Here is an 18,382-nt window from a genome sequence, read left to right on the forward strand (position 1 = left end):
AGGAAGTGCGCAAAGTTACGCCTTTGGAGATATGATGTGTGAGACCTGTAGGGAATGCGTTGGAGCTCAAACTCTGTAAAATCCCTACTATAGGGACACAGAGTGAGAACCAAACTCTCCCTACGGGCAACATCAGCCTAGGAAGCCCAATCGTCTTTAGCGGTTGGGCACTTCACTACTCTCGGCTTCTTCAGAAAGCTTATCCTTGCTCCCACAATTGATAATATTAGAATCTTTAAGGCCTAAATTTTTAACCTCATTTAAAATCGTTAAAAAGATTTTGTCTGATTCGCCCTCCACATAAACGAACTTTTCTCGCATCAGCCTCTAACCTCCATGCCCCTATGGAGCGCTTTTTCTAGCATAGAATAGCTGTGTCTGATAAAGCCAAAAGCACTTTCTTTTTCAAGCTCAAACAAGGCTATGTCTTCCGTTTCATTATTGGGCATGGTGTTGATAGCGTTCAATAAAAACTCCTTATTGTGCGTGGTGGCAAAAATTTGAATCTGTAATTTTTGAGCTAACTTAAACAGAGCTTTTAAAAACTCTTGCATTTTTGTATGGTGCAAACCGCTTTCTATTTCATCAATGAAAAGATACTTGACGCGATTATCAATAAGAATGCTCACCATGATAAAGAATTTGATAAAACCCCAACCAAACGAATTTAAAAGCCTTTTGGGACTTTCTTCTAGCGGTGTGTTTTCATCTTTGATTTGGATATAGACAGACTTTCTTATTGTATTAGCATCTAAAATATTAGGGTTGAAACATTGTAGGATTTCAATCAATTCTTTTTCTTTGCTTGCTAATTGTAAATTTTCCAATGCTTTAAGAGAATTAACAATAGATAATTCTATAGGAATAAACATCGCATTTTCTTTATAGGTTTGAGCGATTTTATCTAAATTAGAATGGATTAAACCTAGGTTTTGCCTTTCAAATTCATAAGTCATTGTCATGGGGGAAAGGGATGGATTGTAGGAAAATTGGAGCTGTGGCTTCGTTATTGTTGTGTTTATAAGGTTTGTCATATGAGCATCATCGCTATTCAAATTGATGTCTTTGCTGTAACTGGTTTGTGTGGGGTATTGGATAGTAAGAGGGATAGTAGCGTGTTCAAATTCAGTGCGGATACTAATGGGATTAGCGGTGTTTCCTTGATAAAAAAAGGTTTTTAGGTTGTCGGCATCGAGTTTGATTTTTCTGAATTCACTAATATTCACGGCATGTTCAGGAGGAAGACTGACTTGATTGGCAGTAGGATCACAAAGGCCTGTGTTGGTATAAAGAGCTTCTAAAAGATTGGTTTTGCTTGTATCGTTTTGACCGGTAAAAAAGTTGATGAGTTTAAAATTTTCCATTTTAAGGTGCTTGAAATTTTTGTAATTTTCAATTTCTATGCTTTTAATCATTTGAATTTCGCCTTTTAATGAGTCTAGTTGATGCTGTTAAGTTTTTATATTCGCTCTAATTTTACATTATTTTGATTAAATTTTGAACACTCGCCTATTGTAAACCTTGCGTTTAAATTGCAATAACAAGTTAATCCGCATTCTTTTTTGATTTAGGGGTTAGTTTTAATTGTCTTTCTAGGGATCATGCAAGTTTCATTTTATTTAATTAGGATCAATCTAACTTGAACAGATTTTTTCTCATCTATCCTCTAAATTTAGCCTTAATACAATAGATCTGGCAACTTTAGACTCCTTTTTTGGAGTTTGGGTTAAAAAGAGTCTTTTATTTTATCTTAAAGCGGTTTTTCTCCAACGCGTTTTGAATCGCAATAGAGGGCGATAGGTAATTGTAACGCACTAAAATTTCAGTGATTTCTTTAAAAATAGGGGCTGCAATCTTGCTAGCGTAATATTCTTCCTTGCCATGCGAGCCTAAGATAACCACGCCGATAGTAAAAACCTGCCTTTCATCTTCAGCGAACCCAAAAAAAGAGCTGTTATAGGACTCCGTGCTGTAACTCCCGTTTTTAGCAACCCTAGCCGTGCCTGTTTTGCCCCCTATGTATAGCCCTTCAAATTGAGCGTTTTTGCCTGTGCCATAACGCACCACTTTGATTAAGGTTTCTTTCATTTTTCTAGCGCTTTTTGGGCTAATGACTTGAAAAACGGGTTTGGGGCTAGGGATGTAAATATCGCCATTAGGGGCGGTTTCTCGTTGCACTAAATAGGGGGTAGTCAATTTGCCTTCATTAGAAAACACCGCATAAGCCCTTAAAAGCTGCAAAAAAGTCGCGTTCAGCCCATAGCCATAAGAAACGCTCCCCTTTAACACTTCACGCTTGAAAGCGGACAAAGGAGGGATCTTTCCTGTGGCTTCTAAGGATAAATCAATGCCGGTTTTTTGAGAAAACCCATAGCCTAAAAGCCCGTTATAGAAATCCTCTGGGTTGAGATTTTTGCTGATTTTTATCATGCCCACATTGCTAGATTGGATCAAAATGTCTTCAACAACGGCTTTTTTACTAGGGATAAAGTCGTCTTTAATGGTGTATTTTCCTAATTGGTAATAGCCATGGTTTAAATCAATGCGTTCTTTGGGGTTGATTAAATTCTTGTCTAACAGCAAGGAATAAACAATGGGTTTGATCGTGCTGCCTGGCTCAAAAACCTTTTCGGCAACGCTCAAATTCAAGCTTTCATAATCGCTGGTTTTAATCGCATTAGGATTGAAGCGCTTGCTTGAAGCCAGCGATAAAATTTCCCCGCTTTTAGGGTTAATGATACCCACTAGGATTTCTTTAGCCTTGAGTTTGTCTTTAGTTTTATCTAATAGGGTTTCAATTTCTCTTTGGAGTTTTAAAGGAATGCTCAAATACACCTCATAGCCATCAAGGCGCTCAACCTCTGTGTAAGAGTGGTTTTGAATGAAGTTAAAGCTCACATCTCTTTTGCCTGTTCTTATGCCATTTTGTTGGGCTTTAAGCAAGTGATCTTGAGATTTTTCAACGCCTTTTTTACCGGTAGTTAAAGTGAGCTTGTCTTCTTCTTGTTTTTGCACATAGCCAATGATTGGCTCTAGGCTATTTTGATAAGGGTAATGCCTGGAAACGCCGCTCACTTCAATGTTTAGCCCCTGTTTTTGCCACACCTTATCGTGCGCGTCTTTGAAATTTTGAAAAACCCCAAAGGCTAAAAATTTCTTATTCAAGTCTCTAATATTAGCGGCCATATTGGGCGTGAGATCATAGGCTAGAATAATATAGCCTTTCGTATTAATAGCATCTTTTAAGGATTTTTTAGGGATATTACTATAAATAGAAAGGAAATCAATGAAAAAATCTTCTTTATCTGGGTTTAAAAACCTTGTATCAAAGCCCAGTTTGAAAAGGGTTTGCGAAGCGGCCAGGCTGTAGTTGTCTTGACTATAGATAGTCCCCCTAGTCGCAGTGTCTTGTTTGCTCATCACTAGAGTGGGCATGTTGGCTTGGGCAAAAAAAGCTTTTTTAAAAGCCACCATTAAAAAAATAAAAAAAAGCAATAAAAAGATTAATGCCGTAACAGAACCCTTGTCTCTTTGGGTTTCTAAAAATTGCTCTGGGTTGAAGTTGGGATCAATGTTTTTATTATCCATAAGTGCTTACTTGAAAATGGCGTGGCGTTGGATTTTCGCAACGCATGGGAGCATGAATTTTTGATGGTAAAATCTATTAAAATGAGATATAGTAACAACAAACCCTCTCTTTAAAAAAGACCAAGCGATCATTTAAAGAGACGCCACTTAAGAGACTAGATCTGCGTTCTTAAAAGCTCTTTATAAGCGCTGATCGCTTTGTTACGCACTTCAAGCATGAGTTTCATGCTCGTTTCAGCCTTCCCTATGGCGATAGCCGCTTGGTGCAAGTCTTTGATCTGCCCTGTCGCCATGTCGGCTAAGGCTTTATCAGACTGCTCTTGAGTGTTGTTAAGCTCGTTGATAGATTGTTTCAAGAGCTTAGAAAACTCCCCACCTTTTTGTTCTTTAAAGGCGTTACCTGATTCTTCTCTTTTAGTCCTGTTGTCCGTGTTAAGCTCAGAGAAAGGACTCAATAAGCTTTTATCATTGTGTATGGCTTGCATAGAACCTCCTTAAGCTCTTTTTTAAAAACTTAACTCTATTAAATATCTTATTCATTCTGTATTCTACTGATCTTTGGCTAATACTACCTAAATTTTCTTATACTACCATAAATTGTTACAAATCATTCATGTTTGTAACATGCCAATCGCATTTTGCGCCATGTTTTTAGCGCTTTGAAAGGCTGCAACATTAGCCTGATAGGCTCTAGTCGCTTCCACTAAGTCTGCCATTTCAACCACCGCATTCACATTGGGGTAAGCCACATAGCCTTGAGCGTTAGCGTCAGGGTGGCTGGGATCGTATTTCATTAAAGGCTCACTATCATCGCGCACAATCTTATCCACCACCACGCTTGTAATGGGGATTAAGGGGTTGTCATCGCCTTCATCTAAGGGGTCTTCATAGGGGATAATTTGATTGTTTTGGGCGATTTTTTGGTTTAAAATCTCGTTGAAATCAAAAGCCCTAAACACCGCTTCTTGCCTCCTATAAGGGCCTCCTTCGCTCGTGCGCGTGGTGTTAGCGTTAGCGATATTAGAAGAAATCAAATTAGCCCTTAAGCGTTGGGCGGACAAACCATAACCGCTAATATCAAAAGAAGACAAAAACATGCTTTTCTCCTAATTATAAATTCTTACTGGAATCAATGGCGTAATTGATCACGCCTCGATACTTTTTTAAGGCTGAACTCAAGGCTAAATACATGGTAGAGTTCTTGCCCATTTCACTCGTTTCAATGTCTAAATCCACGCTGTTGCCATCATTTTTAGCCAAATGCCCGTCTCTAAAAAAAAGGCTCGCCCCATCTTTAGCACTATTTTCAAAGTCTAAATGCCTAGGGTTAGTGTGGGCTAAAGGCAAAACTTTACTGGATTGGTTTTCAAAAATTTCTGCTTTTTTCTTTGCTAAAACGCTTTCAAAATCCAAATCCTTTGGCCTGTAAAAGGGGGTATCCACATTAGCGATGTTAGAAGCGATCATATCCTGCCTTAAAGCCCTATAATCTAGCGCTTTATAAACCAACCCAAACGCTTTAGAAAAATCCATACAAAACCCCTTTTTTAAACCCTTGCAAATTCATAGCATGCAAAAAGCATTCCAAAACCGGCTCGCTTTCTCATTAAAGAATGCGATCCAATTTCAAAGCATGCTTTAAGCTTGAGCGATAAGCCAATTCAGAGCCATTATAGTGTAAAATACCCCTAAAATACCTTAAGAGAACGCCTATTCAAAAACCAAAATAAGGGAATCCTAATGACCACAGACAGAAACCTGTTTTTTTGCACTTCGCTATTGATTTTTTTGGGGGTATTGATGAGCTATTCGCTCTCAACTTACACCACAGTGGTGCTGTATCATTATGGGGAATTCCATTTTTTCATACGCCAGCTTGTGAGTGCGATCATGGGGATTGTTATCATGTGGGGGTTGTCTAGGGTTGATCCTAGCAAGTGGTTTAGCCGTTTGGGGTTTTTTCTTCTTTTGATTCCGCCATTACTCATTATTGGCATGTTTTTTTTGCCAGAAAGCCTTTCTAGCAGCGCTGGGGGGGCGAAGCGATGGATTCGTTTGGGGTTTTTTTCTCTAGCGCCTTTGGAGTTTTTAAAGGTTGGCTTTACCTTTTTTCTTGCGTGGAGTTTGTCTCGCACCTTTGTGGCAAAAGAAAAGGCTAATGTGAAAGAAGAACTCATCACTTTTGTGCCTTATTCGGTGGTGTTTGTGGCCTTAGCGATTGGGGTGGGGGTTTTGCAAAACGATTTGGGGCAGATTGTTCTTTTGGGAGCGGTTTTAGCGGTGTTATTGGTTTTTTCTGGGGGGAGCGTGCATTTGTTTGGCTTGATTATTTCAGGGGCGTTTGCGATTAGCGTTTTAGCGATTGTTACAAGCGAGCATAGGATTTTGCGCTTGAAATTGTGGTGGTCTAATTTGCAAAACTCGCTTTTCACGCTCTTGCCGGATAAATTAGCGAACGCTCTTAGAATAAGCGACTTGCCCGAATCCTATCAAGTCTTTCATGCAGGCAATGCCATGCATAATGGGGGGTTGTTGGGGCAAGGGCTTGGGCTAGGTCAAATCAAGCTTGGGTTTTTGAGCGAAGTGCATACGGACATGGTCTTAGCTGGGATCGCCGAAGAATGGGGTTTTTTGGGGTTATGCGTTTGTTTTATTTTGTTTTCTGTTTTGATTGTTTTGATTTTTAGGATCGCTAACCGCTTGAAAGAGCCAAAATATTCGCTATTTTGCGTGGGCGTGGTGCTGCTTATTAGTTTTTCTTTGGTGATCAACGCCTTTGGGGTGGGCGGAATTCTTCCGGTTAAAGGTCTAGCGGTGCCGTTTTTGAGCTATGGAGGGAGTTCGCTTTTAGCGAATTGTATCGCTATAGGGCTTGTTCTAAGCCTAGCACGATACACAAAGGGCTAAAAATATCAGCCCTTTTTTTAAAATCAGTGCCATAAGAATGGTTCAACTTCTGCGTCATTCAAATCAAAAACCACTTTATAGTAGTCTTTAACAATCGCATTAATATCCACGCCCTTAAAGGCTTCAGGGTGGGCTTTTAAGGCGATAAATAAGCTTATGAGTGGGGCTCTAGGACCGCCAATATCCATTGTGGGGAGTTTATAAACTTGCTTGTTTTTAATGGCCTTAATAGTAGCAAATTTGGGGTTGTTTAACACGTCTTCAGGCGTGAGTGGGCTTACCCACCAAATGAAAATGATTTCAGGGTTTTCTTTAACGATTTTTTCCACGCTAATGTCAGCACGCCCAAACTTAACGTATTTCAAGCCAAAATTGTCTATGCCCCCTTTTTCTAAAATGTCTGAGCTAATGGCCTGATGACCGCTGATTTTATTGGCTTTATGGAAAAGCTCCACCCCTTTTTTCTTTTTGACATCTTTCAAACGCTCAGCAATAAAGTCCAAAGTTTCTTGCATTTTGGCGAATTTTTTAGAAGCGTCAATTTCTAAGACTGCAGCTTGAGCTTGCATGGCCTGCATGGCCTCTGCAATCGTTGTCTCTTGGAAAGAAAGAAATGATATACCAAATTTTTTCGCATGCTCTACCGCTTTAGGGTTGCCCACAAAGGTTACCACAAGATCAGGACCAAGTTTTTTTAATAATTCCACATTCAATGCGGCTGTATGATCAGTACTCATGTGTTTGACTCGTTTAAGATCTTCGCCTTTGAGAGTGGCTTTAACAATGTCGTCTTTAAAAGCGTAATCCGAAACGCCTACAACCCTATTCCAAACATTAAGCATGGCAGGCACTTCTACATAACTCCCTATATAGGCTATTTTGGAAATAGGAAGCTTTATATTTTGCTCCCCAAAATAATCCTTGACTTTGACTTCTTGTGCTGAAGCGTTGCACACATTCAATAATAATGAAGCGACAAGCGCGCCTAAAGAATAAGAAATGAAAGCTTTTTTAAAGCGAGTAACTAACATAACGATCCTTTTTGTATGATTTATAAAGCGATTATAACACCATTAAGAAAATAACAATAGTAAAAATGAAACTATTTTTCATAAAATCTTAAAAGATAAAAATAAGGTAAAAATATGGAAGAAAATTTTAATTACAAGGCTTGTTCTAAGCCTAGCGCGATACACGAAGGGCTGAAAAGCTTAGCCCTTTTTTAAAATCAGTGCCATAAGAATGGCTCAACTTCTGTGTCATTCAAATCAAAAACCACTTTATAATAGTCTTTGACTATCGCATTAATATCCACGCCCTTAAACGCTTCTGGGTGGGCTTTTAAGGCAATATACAAGCTAATGAGTGGGGCTCTAGGACCGCCAATATCCATTGTGGGGAGTTTATAAACTTGCTTGTTTTTGATGGCCTTAATAGTAGTAAATTTAGGGTTGTTTAACACGTCTTCAGGGCTAAGCGGGCTTATCCACCAAATAAAGATAATCTCAGGGTTTTCTTTAACGATTTTTTCCACGCTAATATCAGCACGCCCAAATTTGACATATTTCAAGCCAAAATTGTCTATACCCCCTTTTTCTAAAATGTCTGAATCGAGAGCTTGATGGCCACTAATCTTATTGGCTTTATGGAAAAGTTCCACGCCCTTTTTCTTTTTGACATCTTTCAAACGCTCAGCAATGAAATCCAAAGTTTCTTGCATTTTGGCCAGTTTTTTAGAAGCGTCAACTTCTAAGGCTTTAGCTTGAGCGTCAATATCTTCCATGACTTCTGCAATGGTTTTTTCTTGGAAAGAAAGGAATGATATGCCAAATTTTTTCGCATGCTCTACGGCTTTAGGGTTGCCCACAAAGGTTACCACAAGATCAGGGCTAAGCTTTTTTAAAAGCTCCACATTCAACGCCGCCACATGATCACTGCTCATGGGTTTAATGCGTTTAGGATCTTTGAGAGTGGCTTTAACAATATCAGATTTAAAAGCGTAATCCGAAACGCCTACAACCCTATCCCAAGTATTGAACATGGCAGGCACTTCCGCAAAGCTACCCAAGTAGATTATTTTAGAAACAGGAAGCTTTATGGTTTGCTCCCCAAAATAATCCTTGACTTTGACTTCTTGATTAGAAGCGTTAGCCACGCCTAATAACGATGAAACAATAAGCGTGCCTAAAGAATAGGAAATTAAAGCTTTTTTAAAGCGAGCGATTAGCATGACAATTCCTTTCGTATGATTTATGGAGTGATTATAACACCATTAAGGAAATACAAGCAGTGAAAATGAAACTTTTTTTCACAAAATCTTAAAATTTAAAAGGAAATATCCTTTCATTAACTTTTTAAGAATATACTCCACCATGTTTCCGCTGACTGAGTGGAAAGCATAGTAAAATTAAATCTATTCAGGTTTAATTTTGATCCAACAAAATTTTAATAACACTAAGGAGTTGTATATGTTAGTTACAAAACTTGCCCCCGATTTTAAAGCGCCTGCCGTTTTAGGAAACAACGAGGTTGATGAACACTTTGAGCTTTCTAAAAATTTAGGTAAGAGCGGTGCGATTCTTTTCTTTTGGCCAAAAGATTTTACTTTTGTATGCCCTACAGAAATCATTGCGTTTGACAAAAGAGTGAAAGACTTCCAAGAAAAAGGCTTTAATGTGATTGGCGTGTCTATTGACAGCGAACAAGTGCATTTTGCATGGAAAAACACCCCTGTAGAAAAAGGCGGTATCGGTCAAGTAACTTTCCCTATGGTGGCTGATATTACTAAGAGCATTTCTAGAGACTATGATGTGCTGTTTGAAGAAGCGATCGCTTTGAGAGGAGCTTTTTTGATTGACAAAAACATGAAAGTAAGACACGCAGTGATCAATGACTTGCCATTGGGTAGGAATGCAGATGAAATGCTTCGCATGGTAGACGCTCTCTTGCACTTTGAAGAACATGGTGAAGTATGCCCAGCAGGCTGGAGAAAAGGTGATAAAGGTATGAAAGCTACCCATAAAGGCGTTGCAGAATATCTTAAAGAAAATTCCATTAACCTTTAATGGTTTAATTCGCTGTTTGATCAAGAGAAACTTCGTTTTTCTTGGTTGAATCCTTTTCTTTTTATTCTTTGCCGGTTTCTAGAATTTTCGTATCGTTTTATCTTTTTATAATTTTTGAATTAATTTTTTTTTAATAAAGGGTTTTTTATGAACATATTCAAGCGTATTATTTGCGTAACCGCTATTGTTTTAGGTTTTTTTAACCTTTTAGACGCCAAACACCACAAAGAAAAAAAAGAAGACCGCAAAATCACTCGTGAGCTTAAAGTGGGCGCTAACCCTGTGCCGCATGCGCAAATCTTGCAATCAGTCGTGGACGATTTGAAAGAGAAAGGGATCAAATTAGTGATCGTGTCTTTTACCGATTATGTGTTGCCTAATTTAGCGCTCAATGACGGCTCTTTAGACGCGAATTACTTCCAGCACCGCCCTTATTTGGATCGGTTTAATTTGGACAGAAAAATGCACCTTGTTGGTTTGGCCAATATCCATGTGGAGCCTTTAAGATTTTATTCTCAAAAAATCACAGACATTAAAAACCTTAAAAAAGGCTCAGTGATTGCTGTGCCAAATGATCCGGCCAATCAAGGCAGGGCGTTGATTTTACTCCATAAACAAGGCCTTATCGCCCTCAAAGACCCAAGCAATCTATACGCTACGGAGTTTGATATTGTCAAAAATCCTTACAACATCAAAATCAAGCCTTTAGAAGCCGCATTATTGCCTAAAGTTTTAGGGGATGTGGATGGGGCCATTGTAACAGGGAATTATGCCTTGCAAGCAAAACTCACCGGAGCCTTATTTTCAGAAGACAAGGACTCACCTTATGCCAATCTAATAGCCGCTCGTGAGGATAACGCGCAAGATGAAGCCATAAAAGCGCTGATTGAAGCCTTGCAAAGTGAAAAGACCAAGAAATTTATTTTGGATACCTATAAGGGGGCGATTATCCCGGCTTTTTAAGCCATTTGGACAAAATTCATCTTTAAGATGAATGGGGGCTTTAGGCGCCAATCAAAAGCTCTTTTCTCGTTGAGTATTAGAAACGCTAAGAGTATTTTTAAAATAAAACGAAAAGAGCTCGCGCTAATCAAGCGATAATTTCTTAAAAAGCGCTATTGGTTGAGGGGAGGAATGGCGCAAAATAACCTCCCCCCTTATCCTTTAAGAAAATAGTGATCAAATCTAAAACGATGAGGCAAATAACTAAAACCCCATTTTTAAAAAGATTAAACAAGGCTTCAGCTGTCAGTATGCGATTAGAACAAAGCCAAACATACAGCAAGCCTAAATCTCATTGAAGTTGCGCTTTTAGAATTTTTCCAATAAAGACCAGTTTTAAACCACCCGTTAGACTGAGTTATAGAGCGCTGAAACAAGTTGGAAACAGGTTGGCTAAAGGTCTTTAGCGTTTAGAGGGTAATGCGTTTTTGAAAAGATTTAGAATTTTATTAAAGATAGCCAAGCTCATAGAGTTTGTTGCTCATTTTCACTAACAACCCCCCTAGTTTTGACCCCCCTTCCCCATGTTCTACTAAAATAGTGATAGCGTATTTGGGTTTTTCATAAGGCAAAAATGCGGTAATCCACGCATGGGATCGATGGAAATATTCCATATCTTTTTCTTTCATGCGATTGACGATGTTTTGAGCGATTTCTACGACTTGCGCGGTGCCGGTTTTACACGCTAAAGTAACCTTAGAACCCCTTGTGGAATGATAAGCGGTGCCGTCTTTATGGTTACACACTTCATACATGCCCACTCTCAAGGCTTGGAGCTTCTTTTTTTGAAAACTATTCAGGGGGTCTTTGAGCGGTTGTTGGTTGTTGATAGCAAAATGAGGCGTTGCCAGTTTGCCTGTCGCAATGAGTCCCGTATAGGCTAGCACCTGCAAGGGCGTGGCTAAAAAAGAGCCTTGCCCAATAGCGGTAATGAGCGTGTCCCCAACGTGCCAATCTTGATTGAAGCGTTTGAGTTTCCACAAATTATCCGGCACAATCCCCACAAATTCATTCGGCAAATCAACGCCCGTTTTTTCCCCAAAGCCCACTTCCCTTAAAGTTTTAGAGAGTTTTTCTATAGAGATTTCAAGCCCAAACTTATAAAAATACACATCCACAGACTCCCTAATGGCTTTATACAAATTAGAATTGCCATGCCCTGTTTTTTTCCAGTCTCTGAATTTGCGCTTGCCCACTTCAATAAAAGGCGGGGTGGGTATGGTGGTGTTTTCTGTGATATTAAGGTTTTCTAAAAAGCTCAAGCCCACGCCCATTTTAACTACAGATCCCGGCGGATACAAGGCGTTAGCGAAGCGGTTTAATAAGGGGTTATAAATATCATCTTGAAGTTTTTGCCATTTGTCTTGACTGATCCCGCCTACAAAATCGTTCAAATTGTATTCAGGGTAACTTCCTGCAACGAGCAATTCCCCATTTTCTGCATCCATCACTAAAATAGCCCCCCTTTTATTTTCAAAGAGCTTGTCCGCTTCTTTTTGCAAGCGTTTGTCTAAACTCAATTGCAAGTGGTTATTGGTGCTTGGCGGCACTACTTCTAAAGTGGCTAATTCTTGATTGAGCGCATTGACACGCATGATTTTATAGCCCACCTTGCCTTGTAAAAGCTTATTGTATTCTTTTTCAATGCCGGTTTTGCCCACAATCTGGCTGTATTGATTCTCTTCATCGTCTTTTAAATCTTGCAAGCTTGCCACCCCCACATAGCCTAAAACATGCGAAGCTAAAGCGTTATTAGGGTAGTAGCGCTTGTCTAAAGGCAGCACAAAAATGCCTTGAGTTTGGATGAGTTTGGTATAAAGAGGTTGCATGGTAGCATAAGGAATGAGACCCACTACTTTAATGAGGTTGTGGTTATAAAGCGAATTTTCTTTTTGGTAATTGTTTAAAAGCGTTTCTTTGGAAAAATTAGGGAAAAACTTTTGGATCATTTCAATTTTTTCTAAAAGCTCTTTTTGTTTCAATCCACTAGGCAAAAACACGCCAAACACCAATTCATTAAGGGCTAAAAACTCATGGTTTCTGTCTGTAATATTGCCCCTTGTAGGGACTAAAAATTCCTTTTTGGTCATGTTGCGTTCGGCCAGTTTTTCATAGTATTCTTGATTTTTAACGCTTAGAATAAATAAATTTAAAACCAACAACCCCCAAAACCCTATAAAAACAAAGAGTAAAAGCTTATAGCGAAGATTTTTCATACAAACCCCACAAAACGCTCTCTATGAGCGCAAAAAGAGCGAGAAAACCGAGTATCTTCAAATCCAAAGACACCGAAAAAAAGCGCGATAAATAGAGGTAATAAACCAAAAAGACATGCAAAGTTTTGAATAAAAAGCCGTCATTAAAAAGCTTTAAAGAGTTTTTATAGACGATTTGGTGGTAGATTAAAAACAGCAAGGCTAAAACGCCTAAAGTCTTTAAATGCATGCTTTCAAACCAAAACAAACAACCAAACACGCTTAAACTTGGCAGAAAATGATCGTATTTTTTCGCATAAAACAAGAATAAAAACCCAATCATCGGGGGCAAAAAAGGCATTAAGTCTCTTAAAAGGCTATAAAAATAAAAACCAAAAATCCCTAAACATAAGAAAAAAAAGGAATCTTGTTTTAAAGAGAGCATGGTTTTGTGGCTTATAAGGGGTTAGTGAGCAAGTATTTCAAAAGGGTTTGGCGCACTATTTCAAGGGTTGGGTATTTTGAAGAAAGAGCGTTAAAATGGGTGGTATTGATTAAAAAAGGTTTAGGAGCGTTTAAAAAAAGGCGGTGTTGCTCGTTTTTATTCAACTTGTCAAATTTCGTAAAAAGAGTAAGGTAGGCTTGATCGGGCCTTAAAAGGGCTTGAATATTTTCTTTAGCGTTTTTATCAATTTCTAAATCCAAGTGGCGCGCATCCACTAAATGGATAAAAAGTTTGATTGAAGTCCTAACGCTCAACAATTCCCATAAAAACCCCTCCCATTCTTTTTTCAAGCTTTTAGAAACTTTAGCGTAGCCAAACCCGGGCAAATCAATCACATTAAAAGTGGTCGTTAAGGCGTTTTCTTTATCTTCCCAAGTGGTGGAAAAAAAATTCGCTAAACGGGTTTTTCCCGGCGTTGCTGAACTTTTGGCGAGATTTTTTCCTAACAAGGCATTAATAAACGAGCTTTTGCCTACATTACTGCGCCCTAAAATGACCATCTCAGAAGTCAGGCTCGCAGGGCATTGCGAAAGTTGGCTTGAAGAAGTGAGAAAATGAGCGTCTTTAATAGCGATCATGGTTTTTCGCCTTTCTTCTTCAATTTAGCCTTACGATTTTCTTCATTAATATCTTCCATATCAAACACGAATTTAGCGGGCCGTTTCGCGCTCCCCAGCACGTCAGCATAACCCTTAGTTTTGTTTAAAATGATTTCATCGCCGGTGATGACATTAGATTTCCCCACTTCTCTAACCACCGCATTTTGCAACAATTTGTATTCCCCATTCAGCGCGTTATAAATGAGTTTGTCAGCGCTCCCGCTGATTTCACGATTGTCCTCTGTAAAGATGTTAAAATGCGTGTTCCCTGTGGCTTCATAGCGCTCTGGCTTTCGCTTATCGTTTAAAAACACGCTCACCTTATCCGCAAACAACCGATCTTTACCTTTTTTGATCTGCACATTGCCTTGAATAACGGCGGTTTTGGTTTTGTCGTTCGCTACAAATTGGTTGCCAGTAATCTCTAAAAGCTCTCTTTCTTTTTTCAAACCTTTATTCTCTGTTTTTTGAGCGTTCATCACGCTTAAAATACCAAAACAACACACCAAAAAACACCACCAACGCATTAAAATCCTCCTTTGAAAGTGGGGAGTTTTTTCTTTTCTTTCTGGCTTTGTTTGATTTCGTCTAAAAATAAATGCGCTTGAATGCTTTGAGCTTCAATTACTTCTAAAGCATGCGAATAAGAAATGTCAAGCCCTTCAACCTTGCTATCCTTTGAAGTGAGAATGAAACGGCCCTTGCCTTTAAAATTTTGCCCTTTATGGTTGTAAATCCCTGTTTCACTCCAAAAACTAGAATCGTCGCTTCTTTTATAAGTAACCCCATTAGGGAAGAAATACAAATCCTGCTGCCGTTTGGCTTTAGGGGATTCAACGCTTTCAATGGTGTCTTCATCATAGCACTTGATTTTAGAATCAAAAAAGATTTCATGATCATCGTATTGTAAAGCTTTTTTGCCCTCTATGGACAAATCAAGGATCTTATCGTTGATTTGAAACGCTTTAAAATTTTCTAATTCAATCTTAGGGATATTTTCTTTAGAGACCACGCTAGTGGGTTGGGAACGCAAAAAGAAAAAAACTAGCCCTATCGTAATGAAAGATAAAACCACAAAAAAGTTTAAAACGCTATTAGAGGTAAAGCTTGAGCGCTTCATCTTGCAAGCCTTCTAATTCTAAAAGATAATCAATCGCTTCCCTAACAGCCCCCTTACCCCCTGAATTTTGCAACACTTTATAAGCCTTACTTTTAAGCAAGGGGTGCGCATCAAAAGGAGCGAAACTCAAAGCGCATGCCTTAAACATGCCTAAATCGTTATAATCATCGCCTACGCATGCGATTTCTTGCCCGTTTAATTGCAAGTCTTTTTTGAGCCGCTCCACAACCACGCTTTTATTTTCAACGCCCATAAAAACAAACTGAACGCCCAAACTCTCCATGCGTTTTTTCACCATGATTGAAGTTCTTCCTGTAATGATAGCGATTTTTTTGCCTAATTTTTGCCATAGCGTCATGCCAAGCCCGTCTTTGACATTAAAAGCCTTGATTTCGTGAAAATTTTCATCAAAATACAACGACCCGTCCGTGAGCGTGCCATCCACATCTAAAAGCAATAACTTAATCATTCTCTCGTTAAAACCGCATTCTGGTTATTTTTTTTCATAAAATCCCTAGCCTCTTCTTCGCTTTGAAACCCTTGAACTAAAACTTTATACAAATCGTCTTTAAAAGCAACCTTAACGCTGTAATTTGGATTCTCTGCTTGCAATTTATCCGCTAAAGTTTGAGCGCCTATTTGGTTTCTAAAAGCCCCCATTTGCAAAGAAAATTTCCCTCCGCTCACGCTTTTTTCGCTCTCGCCGACTTTAAATTCCTTGTGTAAGATCTTTGAATAGTTGGCGTTAAAGGATTGTTCGTATTGCGTGGAGATAACCCCACCAAAACCCAAAACAATAAGGCGCACGCTGGCCGTGCCTTTTTGAACCATGTCAATATCCCTAGCGGCCGCATTAGACAAATCAATGATGCGATCGCTCACAAAAGGCCCTCTATCATTAATGCGCACAATGGTGCTTAAGTTATTATCAACATTGATGACTTTCACCACGGTGTTCATGGGTAAAGTCTTGTGCGCGGCGGTGTGGGCATACATGTTATAAATTTCCCCATTACTGGTTTTTTTGGCATGGAAATTGGGGCCATACCAGCTCGCAATGCCATCAATTTTTTCGCCTAAATCCACTTTAGTGGGGTAATACCATTTGCCCCCCACTTGATAAGGGCGCATGGTGGCCCTTTGGATCGCGCTAGAATCGCGCATGCCGTTATCTAGGGGTTGTTTTGTATTGCTATCTTGCGAATCGGAGTGGTGTTTGAAATGGCGTTCAAAAAAATTGCGCTTATAGGTGGCTTTTTTGGTTGTCGGGTCATAGTCTTTAGCGTTTTCATAAGCGCGCAAGCTTTCATGCTTATAAGACAAATTCTTCATTCCCTCTTTTTTAACCGCACAAGCGCTAATCAAAAAAATAACGCTTAAAAAACAAACTTTTTTTAACGCCAAACCCATTAAAATTCCCTTGTAGCGATCAATTTCTTATTGGTAGGGATGATTAAGCGCTGGTGGATAAAGATATTAGAATCTTTGAGGTTATTGGCTAATTGGATACTGGAAATACTGACTTGATAGCGTTTAGCGATAGAAGATAAGGTTTCTTTAGGCAAGACCACATGGGTGATGAAAGGGCTTTTAGGACTGGCTTGAGTGTTTTTATTTTGTTTGAGTTGGCGTTGTTTGAAAAGAGCGAGTTTTTCATAAGGGATATAAATGGTGTAAGTGGGGTCTTTAGAGGGTAGAATGTTATAGCGGAATTGGTGGTTGTAGGATTTTAAGGTTTCTAAACTCAAATTCAAATTTTTGGCCACTTGGATTAAAGAAGTGTGCCTTTTAAACGGGACGCCCACTAAACTCACCATCGCCCCACGATTGAGCAGATATTCTTTATCTTTGAGGTTGTCTAGGCTGTTGAATTTCAACGCCAAGCTTAGAATAGAGCGGATATACTCTCGTGTTTCTTTAGGGAGGTATTTCTTATCTTCATCCAACAAAATCTTAATGTCCGAAGTGCCGGCGGCTTTAATAGCGTTTTGAACCTTGCGTAAGCCGTAATTATACGCCATAGCGACCAAATACCACTCTCCGGTTTGCTTGTAGAGCCGTTTCAAATAAGTGATCGCCGCTTGAGTGCTTTTAATGGGATCTCTTCTTTCGTCAATGTAATGATTGACCTTAAGCCCTAATTCTTTAGCCGTGCTTGGCATGAATTGCCAAATCCCTACCGCTTTTTTCCTGCTATAAGCCCTTGATGAAAATTTAGACTCTGCCATGGCTAAGAATAAAAATTCTTGCGGCACGCTCGCTTCTATGAGCATGTTTTTGATGATAGGGATGAATTGGTAATTCACATCAAATCTTTTGACTAACTTTTTCCATTCTTCTTCTTTATTCATTTTCTTTAAAGCGTTGGGCATTTGGGATAAAAAGCCCGCATTAACCCCAAAAGCCTCTAGCGCTTTGGTGTCAATATTAGATTCAAAAGCCATTTTCGCATGGCCTAAAGAAGTCAGTAAGAACCAATGAGTCATTAAAAAAAATAACCATTTGGTATTAAAATATTTCATTCTTTTTTAAAATCCTGATCATTTGATAAGTTCAATAATGGCTCTAATTATAACTAAACTTGAATAACGCTTTCTAACACAGCCTTATTTTCAGGGGAAACTAAAGAGCGTTTGAGCGTTATGCGTGCTTAAAGAAGCGAGCTCTTCAGTCTCTATGTTGATGATTTCGGCAATTTTTTGAGCGATTAAAGGGATATAAGTAGGGCTATTCCTGGTGCCTCTAAAAGGGTGTGGGGTCAAATAAGGCGAATCCGTTTCTAAAAGAAGCCTGTTTTTAGGGATTTTAGGGAGAATCTCTACCAGTCTTTTAGCGTTTTTAAAAGTGCTAACCCCCCCTATCCCATAGTAAAAACGATCGCTTAATTCCAAAAGCATATTATCAGCGTTAAAGCAGTGCAACACCCCAAAAGCCTTAGGATAGCTTTTTAAAAGATTCAAACTATCAAAACTCGCCTCTCTGATGTGGATAATCAAGGGCTTGTTGTGTTGGATAGAAAATTCAATCTGTTTGGTAAAAATTTCTTTTTGCTTGCTTTTATAATTTTCTCTTTCATTTAATTCAGGCAAGCGGTAGTAATCCAGTCCGCATTCGCCTATCGCCACGCATTTTTGATGGCTGACAAATTTTTCAAATAGGCTTTCATCAAAGCTTTCCACATCATAAGGGTGAGCGCCTATGGCAAAAAACACGCCTTCAAATTTTTCGCTAATTGCTACCGCTCTATTCAGATCCTTCATGTCCGCGCCCGGAATCACGCATTGAGTAACGCCTTTTTCTAGGCTTTCTTGTAACACTTCTTCTAAATCGTTTTCATAATCCTTGTGATCCAAATGGCAATGCGTATCAATAAACATGCTTTTATCCTATGGTTTTATTTA

Annotated in this window: 21 protein-coding genes; 3 read left to right on the forward strand and 18 right to left on the reverse strand. The window is 39.0% G+C overall.

Annotated features, from left to right (window positions below):
- Positions 1-156: 156 nt before the first annotated feature.
- The 7 genes from CXY28_RS08605 to flgB all read right to left on the reverse strand — a co-directional run bounded on the left by CXY28_RS08605 (position 157) and on the right by flgB (position 5,121).
- Positions 157-321 (reverse strand): hypothetical protein, encoded by a 165-nt coding sequence (locus CXY28_RS08605; protein ID WP_157819739.1) that lies wholly within the window; start codon positions 319-321, stop codon positions 157-159.
- Positions 321-1,415, reverse strand: a complete 1,095-nt coding sequence (locus CXY28_RS01765) for an AAA family ATPase (RefSeq protein WP_100979274.1) — start codon at positions 1,413-1,415, stop codon at positions 321-323. The genes CXY28_RS08605 and CXY28_RS01765 overlap by 1 nt, the downstream gene beginning before the upstream one ends.
- A 325-nt stretch (positions 1,416-1,740) precedes the next feature.
- Positions 1,741-3,588 (reverse strand): peptidoglycan D,D-transpeptidase FtsI family protein, encoded by a 1,848-nt coding sequence (locus CXY28_RS01770; protein WP_100979275.1) that lies wholly within the window; start codon positions 3,586-3,588, stop codon positions 1,741-1,743.
- A 6-nt stretch (positions 3,589-3,594) separates the two neighbouring features.
- Positions 3,595-3,720: a transcriptional regulator gene (locus CXY28_RS08640; protein ID WP_082222048.1), complete on the reverse strand. Its 126-nt coding sequence runs from the start codon at positions 3,718-3,720 to the stop codon at positions 3,595-3,597.
- A 23-nt stretch (positions 3,721-3,743) separates the two neighbouring features.
- Entirely contained in the window at positions 3,744-4,073 is a 330-nt protein-coding gene (gene fliE, locus CXY28_RS01780; protein ID WP_001147916.1) for a flagellar hook-basal body complex protein FliE, read from the reverse strand.
- 126 nt (positions 4,074-4,199) lie between these two features.
- The gene (gene flgC / locus CXY28_RS01785) at positions 4,200-4,685 is read right to left on the reverse strand and encodes a flagellar basal body rod protein FlgC (protein WP_000480107.1); all 486 of its coding nucleotides are present in this window, start codon (positions 4,683-4,685) and stop codon (positions 4,200-4,202) included.
- 13 nt (positions 4,686-4,698) lie between these two features.
- A complete protein-coding gene (flgB, locus tag CXY28_RS01790; RefSeq protein WP_000347766.1) occupies positions 4,699-5,121 on the reverse strand; it encodes a flagellar basal body rod protein FlgB in 423 nt (140 codons plus the stop codon).
- Positions 5,122-5,328: 207 nt separating this feature from the next.
- Here flgB and CXY28_RS01795 point away from each other — a divergent pair, with 207 nt between their 5' ends.
- Positions 5,329-6,495, forward strand: coding sequence for an FtsW/RodA/SpoVE family cell cycle protein (locus CXY28_RS01795; protein ID WP_100979276.1), 1,167 nt, complete (start codon positions 5,329-5,331; stop codon positions 6,493-6,495).
- Between the two features lie 23 nt (positions 6,496-6,518).
- Here CXY28_RS01795 and CXY28_RS01800 read toward each other — a convergent pair whose 3' ends face one another.
- Complete coding sequence (locus tag CXY28_RS01800) at positions 6,519-7,526, reverse strand: ABC transporter substrate-binding protein (protein WP_100979277.1); 1,008 nt, start codon at positions 7,524-7,526, stop codon at positions 6,519-6,521.
- Between the two features lie 197 nt (positions 7,527-7,723).
- A complete protein-coding gene (locus tag CXY28_RS01805; RefSeq protein ID WP_015643510.1) occupies positions 7,724-8,725 on the reverse strand; it encodes an ABC transporter substrate-binding protein in 1,002 nt (333 codons plus the stop codon).
- Positions 8,726-8,963: 238 nt separating this feature from the next.
- Between CXY28_RS01805 and CXY28_RS01810 the strand changes: the two genes are divergently transcribed.
- Together CXY28_RS01810 and CXY28_RS01815 are read left to right on the forward strand one after the other, a co-directional pair.
- The gene (locus CXY28_RS01810; RefSeq protein WP_000961662.1) at positions 8,964-9,560 is read left to right on the forward strand and encodes a peroxiredoxin; all 597 of its coding nucleotides are present in this window, start codon (positions 8,964-8,966) and stop codon (positions 9,558-9,560) included.
- Positions 9,561-9,707: 147 nt separating this feature from the next.
- Positions 9,708-10,523 (forward strand): MetQ/NlpA family ABC transporter substrate-binding protein, encoded by an 816-nt coding sequence (locus tag CXY28_RS01815; protein WP_100979278.1) that lies wholly within the window; start codon positions 9,708-9,710, stop codon positions 10,521-10,523.
- A gap of 488 nt (positions 10,524-11,011) precedes the next feature.
- Here the strand turns inward: CXY28_RS01815 and mrdA are convergent, their stop codons facing one another.
- The 9 genes from mrdA to CXY28_RS01865 form a co-directional block, all read right to left on the reverse strand.
- The gene (gene mrdA / locus CXY28_RS01825; protein WP_100979279.1) at positions 11,012-12,778 is read right to left on the reverse strand and encodes a penicillin-binding protein 2; all 1,767 of its coding nucleotides are present in this window, start codon (positions 12,776-12,778) and stop codon (positions 11,012-11,014) included.
- Entirely contained in the window at positions 12,759-13,202 is a 444-nt protein-coding gene (locus tag CXY28_RS01830) for a hypothetical protein (RefSeq protein ID WP_050826392.1), read from the reverse strand. The genes mrdA and CXY28_RS01830 overlap by 20 nt, the downstream gene beginning before the upstream one ends.
- Positions 13,203-13,213: 11 nt before the next feature.
- On the reverse strand, positions 13,214-13,840 hold the full coding sequence (gene yihA, locus CXY28_RS01835; RefSeq protein WP_100979280.1) for a ribosome biogenesis GTP-binding protein YihA/YsxC: 627 nt from the start codon (positions 13,838-13,840) through the stop codon (positions 13,214-13,216).
- Positions 13,837-14,388, reverse strand: coding sequence for a lipopolysaccharide transport periplasmic protein LptA (lptA, locus tag CXY28_RS01840; RefSeq protein WP_100979281.1), 552 nt, complete (start codon positions 14,386-14,388; stop codon positions 13,837-13,839). The genes yihA and lptA overlap by 4 nt, the downstream gene beginning before the upstream one ends.
- Positions 14,388-14,981, reverse strand: coding sequence for a hypothetical protein (locus CXY28_RS01845; protein WP_100979282.1), 594 nt, complete (start codon positions 14,979-14,981; stop codon positions 14,388-14,390). The genes lptA and CXY28_RS01845 overlap by 1 nt, the downstream gene beginning before the upstream one ends.
- Complete coding sequence (locus CXY28_RS01850) at positions 14,956-15,450, reverse strand: KdsC family phosphatase (RefSeq protein ID WP_100950300.1); 495 nt, start codon at positions 15,448-15,450, stop codon at positions 14,956-14,958. Before CXY28_RS01850 ends, CXY28_RS01845 begins: the two co-directional genes overlap by 26 nt.
- Positions 15,447-16,391: a septal ring lytic transglycosylase RlpA family protein gene (locus CXY28_RS01855; RefSeq protein WP_100979283.1), complete on the reverse strand. Its 945-nt coding sequence runs from the start codon at positions 16,389-16,391 to the stop codon at positions 15,447-15,449. The genes CXY28_RS01850 and CXY28_RS01855 overlap by 4 nt, the downstream gene beginning before the upstream one ends.
- Positions 16,391-17,503, reverse strand: a complete 1,113-nt coding sequence (locus CXY28_RS01860) for a lytic transglycosylase domain-containing protein (protein ID WP_100979284.1) — start codon at positions 17,501-17,503, stop codon at positions 16,391-16,393. Before CXY28_RS01860 ends, CXY28_RS01855 begins: the two co-directional genes overlap by 1 nt.
- A gap of 90 nt (positions 17,504-17,593) precedes the next feature.
- Positions 17,594-18,358 (reverse strand): TatD family hydrolase, encoded by a 765-nt coding sequence (locus tag CXY28_RS01865; RefSeq protein ID WP_100959895.1) that lies wholly within the window; start codon positions 18,356-18,358, stop codon positions 17,594-17,596.
- Between the last annotated feature and the right edge of the window lie 24 nt (positions 18,359-18,382).

The organism is Helicobacter pylori (assembly GCF_002832345.1).
GTDB lineage: Bacteria > Campylobacterota > Campylobacteria > Campylobacterales > Helicobacteraceae > Helicobacter > Helicobacter pylori_CP.

Bases quoted from the DNA above. Each gene is read 5' to 3' on its own strand.
- CXY28_RS08605 (WP_157819739.1), bottom strand. From the start codon at position 321: ATGCGAGAAAAGTTCGTTTATGTGGAGGGCGAATCAGACAAAATCTTT.
- CXY28_RS01765 (WP_100979274.1), bottom strand. From the start codon at position 1,415: ATGATTAAAAGCATAGAAATTGAAAATTACAAAAATTTCAAGCACCTT.
- CXY28_RS01770 (WP_100979275.1), bottom strand. From the start codon at position 3,588: ATGGATAATAAAAACATTGATCCCAACTTCAACCCAGAGCAATTTTTA.
- CXY28_RS08640 (WP_082222048.1), bottom strand. From the start codon at position 3,720: ATGATCGCTTGGTCTTTTTTAAAGAGAGGGTTTGTTGTTACTATATCT.
- fliE (WP_001147916.1), bottom strand. From the start codon at position 4,073: ATGCAAGCCATACACAATGATAAAAGCTTATTGAGTCCTTTCTCTGAG.
- flgC (WP_000480107.1), bottom strand. From the start codon at position 4,685: ATGTTTTTGTCTTCTTTTGATATTAGCGGTTATGGTTTGTCCGCCCAA.
- flgB (WP_000347766.1), bottom strand. From the start codon at position 5,121: ATGGATTTTTCTAAAGCGTTTGGGTTGGTTTATAAAGCGCTAGATTAT.
- CXY28_RS01795 (WP_100979276.1), top strand. From the start codon at position 5,329: ATGACCACAGACAGAAACCTGTTTTTTTGCACTTCGCTATTGATTTTT.
- CXY28_RS01800 (WP_100979277.1), bottom strand. From the start codon at position 7,526: ATGTTAGTTACTCGCTTTAAAAAAGCTTTCATTTCTTATTCTTTAGGC.
- CXY28_RS01805 (WP_015643510.1), bottom strand. From the start codon at position 8,725: ATGCTAATCGCTCGCTTTAAAAAAGCTTTAATTTCCTATTCTTTAGGC.
- CXY28_RS01810 (WP_000961662.1), top strand. From the start codon at position 8,964: ATGTTAGTTACAAAACTTGCCCCCGATTTTAAAGCGCCTGCCGTTTTA.
- CXY28_RS01815 (WP_100979278.1), top strand. From the start codon at position 9,708: ATGAACATATTCAAGCGTATTATTTGCGTAACCGCTATTGTTTTAGGT.
- mrdA (WP_100979279.1), bottom strand. From the start codon at position 12,778: ATGAAAAATCTTCGCTATAAGCTTTTACTCTTTGTTTTTATAGGGTTT.
- CXY28_RS01830 (WP_050826392.1), bottom strand. From the start codon at position 13,202: ATGCTCTCTTTAAAACAAGATTCCTTTTTTTTCTTATGTTTAGGGATT.
- yihA (WP_100979280.1), bottom strand. From the start codon at position 13,840: ATGATCGCTATTAAAGACGCTCATTTTCTCACTTCTTCAAGCCAACTT.
- lptA (WP_100979281.1), bottom strand. From the start codon at position 14,388: ATGCGTTGGTGGTGTTTTTTGGTGTGTTGTTTTGGTATTTTAAGCGTG.
- CXY28_RS01845 (WP_100979282.1), bottom strand. From the start codon at position 14,981: ATGAAGCGCTCAAGCTTTACCTCTAATAGCGTTTTAAACTTTTTTGTG.
- CXY28_RS01850 (WP_100950300.1), bottom strand. From the start codon at position 15,450: ATGATTAAGTTATTGCTTTTAGATGTGGATGGCACGCTCACGGACGGG.
- CXY28_RS01855 (WP_100979283.1), bottom strand. From the start codon at position 16,391: ATGGGTTTGGCGTTAAAAAAAGTTTGTTTTTTAAGCGTTATTTTTTTG.
- CXY28_RS01860 (WP_100979284.1), bottom strand. From the start codon at position 17,503: ATGAAATATTTTAATACCAAATGGTTATTTTTTTTAATGACTCATTGG.
- CXY28_RS01865 (WP_100959895.1), bottom strand. From the start codon at position 18,358: ATGTTTATTGATACGCATTGCCATTTGGATCACAAGGATTATGAAAAC.